6 protein-coding genes are annotated in these 7,642 nt (G+C 37.5%); 5 read left to right on the forward strand and 1 reads right to left on the reverse strand.

Annotation, left to right across the window (positions count from 1 at the left end; translation table 11 throughout):
* The first annotated feature begins 66 nt into the window (after positions 1 to 66).
* Genes AC1WHX_RS08930 through AC1WHX_RS08945 form a run of 4 tightly spaced genes read left to right on the forward strand, consistent with a single transcriptional unit; the run spans position 67 to position 3,944 of the window.
* Positions 67 to 909, forward strand: a complete 843-nt coding sequence (locus tag AC1WHX_RS08930) for a prephenate dehydratase (RefSeq protein ID WP_022391109.1) — start codon at positions 67 to 69, stop codon at positions 907 to 909.
* Positions 884 to 2,071, forward strand: a complete 1,188-nt coding sequence (locus tag AC1WHX_RS08935; RefSeq protein WP_278716396.1) for a pyridoxal phosphate-dependent aminotransferase — start codon at positions 884 to 886, stop codon at positions 2,069 to 2,071. Before AC1WHX_RS08930 ends, AC1WHX_RS08935 begins: the two co-directional genes overlap by 26 nt.
* Positions 2,072 to 2,092: 21 nt before the next feature.
* Positions 2,093 to 3,166 (forward strand): bifunctional 3-deoxy-7-phosphoheptulonate synthase/chorismate mutase type II, encoded by a 1,074-nt coding sequence (locus AC1WHX_RS08940; protein WP_022602676.1) that lies wholly within the window; start codon positions 2,093 to 2,095, stop codon positions 3,164 to 3,166.
* Positions 3,167 to 3,170: 4 nt separating this feature from the next.
* On the forward strand, positions 3,171 to 3,944 hold the full coding sequence (locus tag AC1WHX_RS08945) for a prephenate dehydrogenase (protein ID WP_009317059.1): 774 nt from the start codon (positions 3,171 to 3,173) through the stop codon (positions 3,942 to 3,944).
* Positions 3,945 to 4,015: 71 nt separating this feature from the next.
* Here the strand turns inward: AC1WHX_RS08945 and AC1WHX_RS08950 are convergent, their stop codons facing one another.
* Positions 4,016 to 4,735 (reverse strand): tRNA1(Val) (adenine(37)-N6)-methyltransferase, encoded by a 720-nt coding sequence (locus AC1WHX_RS08950; RefSeq protein WP_022602672.1) that lies wholly within the window; start codon positions 4,733 to 4,735, stop codon positions 4,016 to 4,018.
* Between the two features lie 167 nt (positions 4,736 to 4,902).
* On the opposite strand from AC1WHX_RS08950, the gene lon reads away from it, so the two are divergent.
* Positions 4,903 to 7,356, forward strand: a complete 2,454-nt coding sequence (lon, locus tag AC1WHX_RS08955; RefSeq protein WP_022391114.1) for an endopeptidase La — start codon at positions 4,903 to 4,905, stop codon at positions 7,354 to 7,356.
* The last annotated feature ends 286 nt before the right edge of the window (positions 7,357 to 7,642 follow it).

Raw genomic sequence — 7,642 nt, forward strand, 5'->3', positions numbered from 1 at the left:
CAATAAATAAAGTATCCCACCTTTCAATGAAAGTGTGGGATTTTTTTAATCAGAAAATTCTTATAAATGAAAAAAGTTGCTATACAAGGAATACCGGGTTGTTATCACGAAATGGCTGCCCGATCTTATTTTACCAATGAAGAAGTAGAGGTTGAACCCTGTTTGACATTTCCTAATTTATTCGAGAAAATGAGCAAAGATGATTCTCTTCTCGGAATAATGGCAATAGAAAATACAATTGCCGGATCTTTATTACAGAATCACGAACTATTACGCAAAAGCGATTTGAGTATCATCGGAGAATATAAGTTGAGAATTTCACATGTGCTCGCTGCCCTTCCTGGTGAAACTCTCGAAAATATATCCGAGATAAACTCTCACCCGATCGCTTTAATGCAATGCGAAGAATTTCTGAATCAATTACCTAATATTAAAATTGTAGAAAAAGACGATACTGCAGCCAGTGCCCGTGAAATACAAGAAAAAGGTCTCAAAGGCCATGCTGCAATATGTAGCCGTCTGGCAGCAGAAATGTACGGGCTTAACATATTAGAGTCCGGTATAGAGACAAATAAACGGAATTTTACCCGTTTTTTGGTATTAGCAGACAGTTGGCAAAGAGATGATCTTATTAATCGTCAAAGTATAAACAAAGCATCTCTTATTTTTACTCTCCCTCATACCAACGGAAGTTTATCAAAAGTCTTGACAATATTATCGTTCTATGATATAAATCTTACAAAGATACAGTCTCTTCCAATAATCGGGAGAGAGTGGGAATACAGATTTTATGTCGATATAACATTTTCTGATTATACTCGGTATAAACAATCGTTAGAAGCAATCAAACCACTAACTAAAGATTTTAAAATACAAGGAGAATATGCTGAATTTACAGAAACACTCTGATATATGCCCGGCTAACAGAGTAAGCCAAATCAAAGAATACTACTTCTCAAAGAAGTTAAAAGAAGTGGCCGACATGAATGCAAAAGGGTTGGATGTTATTAGTCTTGGAATTGGTAGCCCAGACCGTCCACCTCATATCCGAACAATAGATGCATTGTGCGAGGATAGCCGGAAAGAAGATGCCCACGGATATCAGCCTTACATCGGTATTCCAGCTTTACGAGAAGCATTTTCTGATTGGTATAAACGATGGTACGGTGTAGAATTGAACCCTAAGACCGAGATACAGCCTCTTATCGGTTCTAAAGAAGGAATTTTACATATATCATTGGCCTTTTTAAATCCCGGAGACGGTGTTTTAGTTCCTAATCCCGGATATCCGACATATACCTCTGTCAGTAAATTGGCCGAGGCACATATTATCAATTACGAATTGACTGAAAAAAACGGATGGTTACCTGATTTTGAAGCGATCGAAAAGAATGATTTGTCAAATGTAAAACTGATGTGGGTCAACTATCCTCATATGCCGACAGGAACTCCTGCATCCATAAATTTGTTTGAAAGGTTAGTTGCATTCGGGAAAAAGCATAATATCATTATTATAAATGATAATCCTTATAGTTTCATACTTAATGAAAAGCCTTTAAGCATTCTTTCTGTCTCCGGAGCTAAAGATATTTGCATAGAAATGAATTCGATGAGTAAAGCTCATAATATGCCGGGATGGCGTATCGGAATGTTAGCATCGAATCCCCAATTTGTCGAATGGATTCTCCGTGTAAAAAGCAATATCGATTCCGGAACATTCCGACCCATGCAAAAGGCTGCGGTTATAGCTTTGTCTTCTGGTCCGGAATGGTACGAGAGTATGAATGCGGTATATAGAAAACGCAGAAAGATTGCAGAAAAAATTGCAGAAGAATTAGGCTGTTCTTTCAACTCGAAACAAACAGGGATGTTCCTTTGGGCAAAAATTCCCGATCATATAACCAGCAGTGCAGAACTTGCAGATAAAGTATTATATGAAGCCCAAGTTTTTATAACACCGGGAATAGTTTTCGGAAGTTTGGGAGACCGATACATACGGCTCTCGCTTTGTGCTAATGAAGCGGCCCTATTAGAAGCTCTCGACAGAATCAAGAATCGTCTTAATAAATAAATTAATAATAAAAACACAGTCATGACAGAAACATTAAACTTCGAATCAATTTTATTACCCGGCATAGAAGCTAAACGTCCTCTTATAATGGCAGGACCTTGTAGTGCTGAAACGGAAGAACAGGTGTTAGAAACAGCAAAAGGTCTGGCAACTCAAGGAATCAAGATATTTCGAGCCGGAATATGGAAACCTAGAACAAAACCGGGAGGTTTTGAAGGTGTCGGTACAGAAGGACTGGCTTGGTTAAAGAAAGTAAAAGAAACTACCGGAATGTACACAGCAACCGAAGTTGCTAATCAGCATCATGTATTTGAAGCCTTGAAACATGGTATTGATATCCTTTGGGTCGGGGCACGTACTACGGCAAATCCTTTTGCTGTGCAAGAAATTGCCGACGCTCTTAAAGGGGTGGATATTCCCATTTTAATTAAAAATCCGGTCAATCCAGATCTCGAACTTTGGATTGGGGCAATAGAAAGAATCTATAATGCCGGACTCCATCGAATCGGAGCAATACATCGAGGATTCAGCTCTTATGATAAGAGACTTTACCGAAATTTGCCACAGTGGCATATTCCAATCGAACTTCGTCGACGTCTTCCGAATTTACCGATAATTTGCGATCCGAGTCATATAGGGGGAAAACGCGATCTCGTGGCGCCTTTATGCCAGCAAGCTATGGATATGGGATTTGACGGGTTAATTATAGAATCTCATTGTAATCCCGATTGTGCATGGAGTGATAAAAATCAGCAAATAACACCGGATGTTCTCAATTTTATTTTAAATATGTTAGTTATCCGGGAAACGACCCAAACTACAGAAAATTTATCGGAACTTAGAAGACAGATCGACGAATTGGATAATCAATTGCTGGAATTATTGGCCAAACGGATGCGTATATCTCGAGAAATCGGGCAATATAAAAAAGAACACGATATGACAGTCTTACAACCGACCCGTTATGATGAGATTTTAAGTAAACGGATCAACCAGGCAATAGATCTAGATATGGACGGAGAATTTATGAAATCGGTTTTACAGGCAATTCACGAAGAGTCAGTAAGGCAACAAATGAATATTTTGAATAAATAAAACGATGAAAATACTTATTCTCGGAGCTGGGAAAATGGGCTCTTTTTTTGCGGATGTACTAAGTTTTCAACACGAAGTAGCACTTTTTGATACTGATCCCAAACGGTTGAGATTTGTGTTCAATACTTACCGAATGACAGCGTTAGAGGAGGTAAAAGAGTTTCAACCGGAATTGGTCATTAATGCAGCAACCGTAAAATATACAATTGCTGCATTCGAAATGATATTACCTCATATCCCTGCTAATTGCATTATATCTGACATTGCCTCTGTAAAAACAGGACTTCCGGAATTTTACCAAAAGGCCGGACATCCGTTTGTCTCGACTCATCCGATGTTCGGGCCTACATTTGCAAATCTCAGTGACTTAAGTACTCAAAATACGATTATCATTTCCGAGTCCGACCATTTAGGAAAAGTTTTTTTTAAAGATCTATACAGTAATTTAAGGTTAAGAATATTTGAATATTCATTTAAGGAGCATGATGAAACAATCGCCTATTCGTTATCGATTCCATTTGCATCTACTCTTGTTTTTGCTGCCGTAATGAAACCTCAGGACGCTCCGGGTACAACATTCAAAAAGCACATGGATATTGCTCACGGACTTCTTTCCGAAGATGATTATCTCCTCACGGAGATTCTATTTAACCCGCACACGCCCGAACAAGTGTCGCAAATTCAAGAACAACTGGATATACTGCTCGACATTATAAAACGTAAGGATACTGACAAAATGAAGGCATATTTGACTCGCTTACGAGAAAATATTCGATAAAAAAACGCGGTGTAATACCGCGTTTTTTTACCGGATATTTAAATTTTATCGGGTCTGTTTTGGGCAGGCTCTTACATTTTTAAATAAAAGTCTTTAGTTAAAGCTATATATTCAGGTGTATATGTCAAAGGTGCTGTCTCTATAACAAGCTCTTCTTCTATATAGCTTACGGGGGACTTCCCCCACTCTACTAAAACTCTTTTAGGGGAGACATTCGGACGTCCTTTTACCCAAACTTTTCGAGACACCCACAATTTGTTGGAGACAGCTATACCGGTCAACTGTCTGTCTTGATCTGCAGGGTATATAACGGAAATGTGACCTTCAGGCTTCAATAACTTTACCGCATTGGATACAAATTCTTCATAAGTTAGTGAAGCTGTATGTCGTGCCATTTGCCGAGAGAGACTTTTGGGAGGCAGAGTATTATCAAAATAAGGAGGATTAGACACAATATGATCATAGAGAGTTTCTGACATTTCCGCATACTCTTGTAAAGAACAATTAATTACTTGTATTTTATTGCTCCATGGAGAAGATGATATATTTTCTTTAGCTTGTAAGTACGCATCTCTATCGATCTCGATTGCATCGATAGATACTTGAGAAAACGAAGATCTTTGCGCCGCCATTAATGCGATTATTCCTGTTCCAGTTCCTATATCCAATATATTCCCATTTTTCGGGATATTACACCAAGCTCCAAGCAGCACGCCATCTGTACCTACCTTCATTGCACAGCGGTCATGATATATGGTAAATTGTTTAAACTGAAAATAATGAGTTCCCATAAATAAAAATTTTAGAATACAAATAAACAAAAAATAATAACAATTTTATGGGGATCTAAGTATTGTTTATTTTTTGGCACACTCATTGTACTATAATATAACATTGATTTTTCAGGAGTGCTGACAATGTATTTAATCCTAATTACTGACAAAATGACAATTAACATATGAAAAAAATTTTTTCTGATAATAATCTGCTTGATGATGCTAATGACAATGCCACTACAATTATGCCGATTTTCGCTGAAGTAGAGGGTAATCCGGATATAGAATGTCCGGGGGTGGCAGAAGTCGATCTGCCCATACTGCCATTGCGCAATATGGTGATGTATCCGGGAGTAGCTCTCCCTGTATCAGTCGGAAGGGCCAAATCTCTTCAACTTATTAAAGAAGCATACGCTCAAAAACAATATATCGGTGTAACATGTCAAAAAGATATGTACGTAGATGAACCTGAATACAAAGATTTGTATGAAATAGGTACTATTGCGGAAATCGTAAAAATACTGGAAATGCCAGACGGAAGCACTACCGTTATTTTACAAGGCAAACGACGTTTTCATTTAGATAATCTGACAACATTCACTCCTTATTTAAGAGGCAATATCTCTCTATTGGAAGAAAAAATGCCCAAATCGAATGACAAAGAATTCGAAGCGCTCATATCTGCAATAAAGGACATGACATTCAATATTCTGAAAACTTTGGGTGAACCTTCACGAGAGCTGATGTTTGCATTAAGGAATATTGAAAATTCTCACTATCTGATTAATTTTTTATGTTCCAATATTCCTTTAAATACCCAACAGAAACAGGATCTGCTTAATATCGACTCGGTCAAGCAACGAGCATTCAGTTTATATACCGCACTGAGTAAGGAAGCCCAACTTATTGAAATAAAAGCAAGTATTCAATCTCGTACGAGAGAAGACTTGAACCAACAACAAAGAGAGCACTTTTTACAACAACAGATAAAAACTATACAAGATGAATTGGGTGGAAGCGTTCAGGAACAAGATATACAGGAACTGAAGGAAAAAGCTTCTAAAAAGAAATGGGATGCTTCAGTAGCTGCCATATTTGAAAAAGAACTACGTAAATTAGAACGTCTTTATCCTCAATCTCCAGACTTTTCGGTGCAATATAATTACTTGGAAACATTGACCGATTTACCTTGGAATGAATTTACAAAGGATAATTTTAATCTGAAACATGCACAGAAGCAATTAGATAAAGACCATTACGGGCTTGAAAAAGTGAAAGACCGTATTTTAGAACATCTGGCGGTATTAAAACTGCGAGGGGATTTAAAATCTCCGATTATATGCCTTTACGGACCTCCGGGTGTCGGAAAAACATCTTTGGGAAAGTCAATAGCGGAAGCTCTGAAAAGAAAATATGTGCGTATTTCTTTAGGGGGATTGCACGATGAAGCGGAAATCAGAGGTCACCGACGTACCTACATCGGAGCTATGCCCGGTCGTATTATACAGGGTTTATTGAAAGCCGGTTCGTCTAATCCTGTGTTCGTTTTAGATGAAATAGATAAAATCGGAAATGATTTTAAAGGAGATCCGGCATCAGCTTTGTTAGAGGTTCTCGATCCGGAACAGAACAACGCTTTTCATGATAATTATTTGGATATCGACTATGATCTGTCAAATATTTTATTTATAGCGACTGCCAATAATTTGAATACGATCTCCCAACCTTTATTAGATCGAATGGAGCTTATCGATATAACCGGATATATTTTGGAAGAAAAAGTAGAGATCGGTCGAAGACACCTTGTCCCGAAACAGCTCGAGAATCATGGGCTCGTAAAAGGAGATGTAGACATTCCTAAAAAGACGATGGAGGTCATAGTAGACTCTTATACTCGGGAATCGGGTGTTCGGGAATTGGATAAGAAAATTGCCAAAATTATGCGGAAAATCGCCCGGAAAAAGGCATTAGAAGAAGAATACCCACATACGATTACAGTAAATGACTTACATGAATATTTAGGAATAAAAGAGTATTCACGAGATAAATACGAAGGAAATGAATATGCCGGTGTCGTTACAGGTTTGGCATGGACTGCCGTAGGTGGAGAAATATTATTCGTAGAATCAAGCCTGAGTAAAAGCAAAGGCGAAAAACTGACATTAACAGGAAATTTAGGTGATGTCATGAAAGAGTCGGCAATAATAGCCATGCAATACATAAAAGCCCATGCCGAAATGTTAAATATCAGTGATGACGTGTTCGATAAATGGAACGTACATATTCATGTGCCAGAAGGCGCTATTCCTAAAGATGGCCCTTCTGCAGGTATCACGATGGTAACTTCTATTGCATCCTCATTTACCCAACGCAAAGTACGTCCGAACCTGGCCATGACCGGAGAAATTACATTAAGAGGACGTGTACTTCCCGTCGGAGGCATAAAAGAAAAAATATTGGCTGCAAAACGCGCTAATATAAAAGATATTATCTTATCGGAAGAAAATAAAAAAGACATAGATGAGATCAAAGAAAATTATATTAAGGGGCTTACATTCCACTACGTACGGAACATTAAAGAAGTTCTCGATTTTGCATTATTGAATGAAAAGGTAGAACACCCCATACAATTATAGAAATAATAATAGGTAAATACAGATAAGGAGGAAATTTATTGAAAAAATTCCTCCTTATCTTATATGTTATCTGCTTAACAGATTTTAATTCGATTTTTACAACAAAATATTCAAAAGGATTGTTTCCTTATTACTACTACTCTATAAATAGTCGGACAACATACTTGAAGGCATCATTATTCAAGAAAATGTCCGGCTATTTTATTATAAATATCCATTAGATTTATTGACACACATTTTATATCTTTGTAGTCTGAAAATAGTAAAATAATGAGTGAAAATACTT

Source organism: Coprobacter sp., from assembly GCF_982436375.1.

Coding starts and splice junctions, on each gene's coding strand:
- AC1WHX_RS08930 (WP_022391109.1), top strand. CDS start 67: ATGAAAAAAGTTGCTATACAAGGAATACCGGGTTGTTATCACGAAATG.
- AC1WHX_RS08935 (WP_278716396.1), top strand. CDS start 884: ATGCTGAATTTACAGAAACACTCTGATATATGCCCGGCTAACAGAGTA.
- AC1WHX_RS08940 (WP_022602676.1), top strand. CDS start 2,093: ATGACAGAAACATTAAACTTCGAATCAATTTTATTACCCGGCATAGAA.
- AC1WHX_RS08945 (WP_009317059.1), top strand. CDS start 3,171: ATGAAAATACTTATTCTCGGAGCTGGGAAAATGGGCTCTTTTTTTGCG.
- AC1WHX_RS08950 (WP_022602672.1), bottom strand. CDS start 4,735: ATGGGAACTCATTATTTTCAGTTTAAACAATTTACCATATATCATGAC.
- lon (WP_022391114.1), top strand. CDS start 4,903: ATGAAAAAAATTTTTTCTGATAATAATCTGCTTGATGATGCTAATGAC.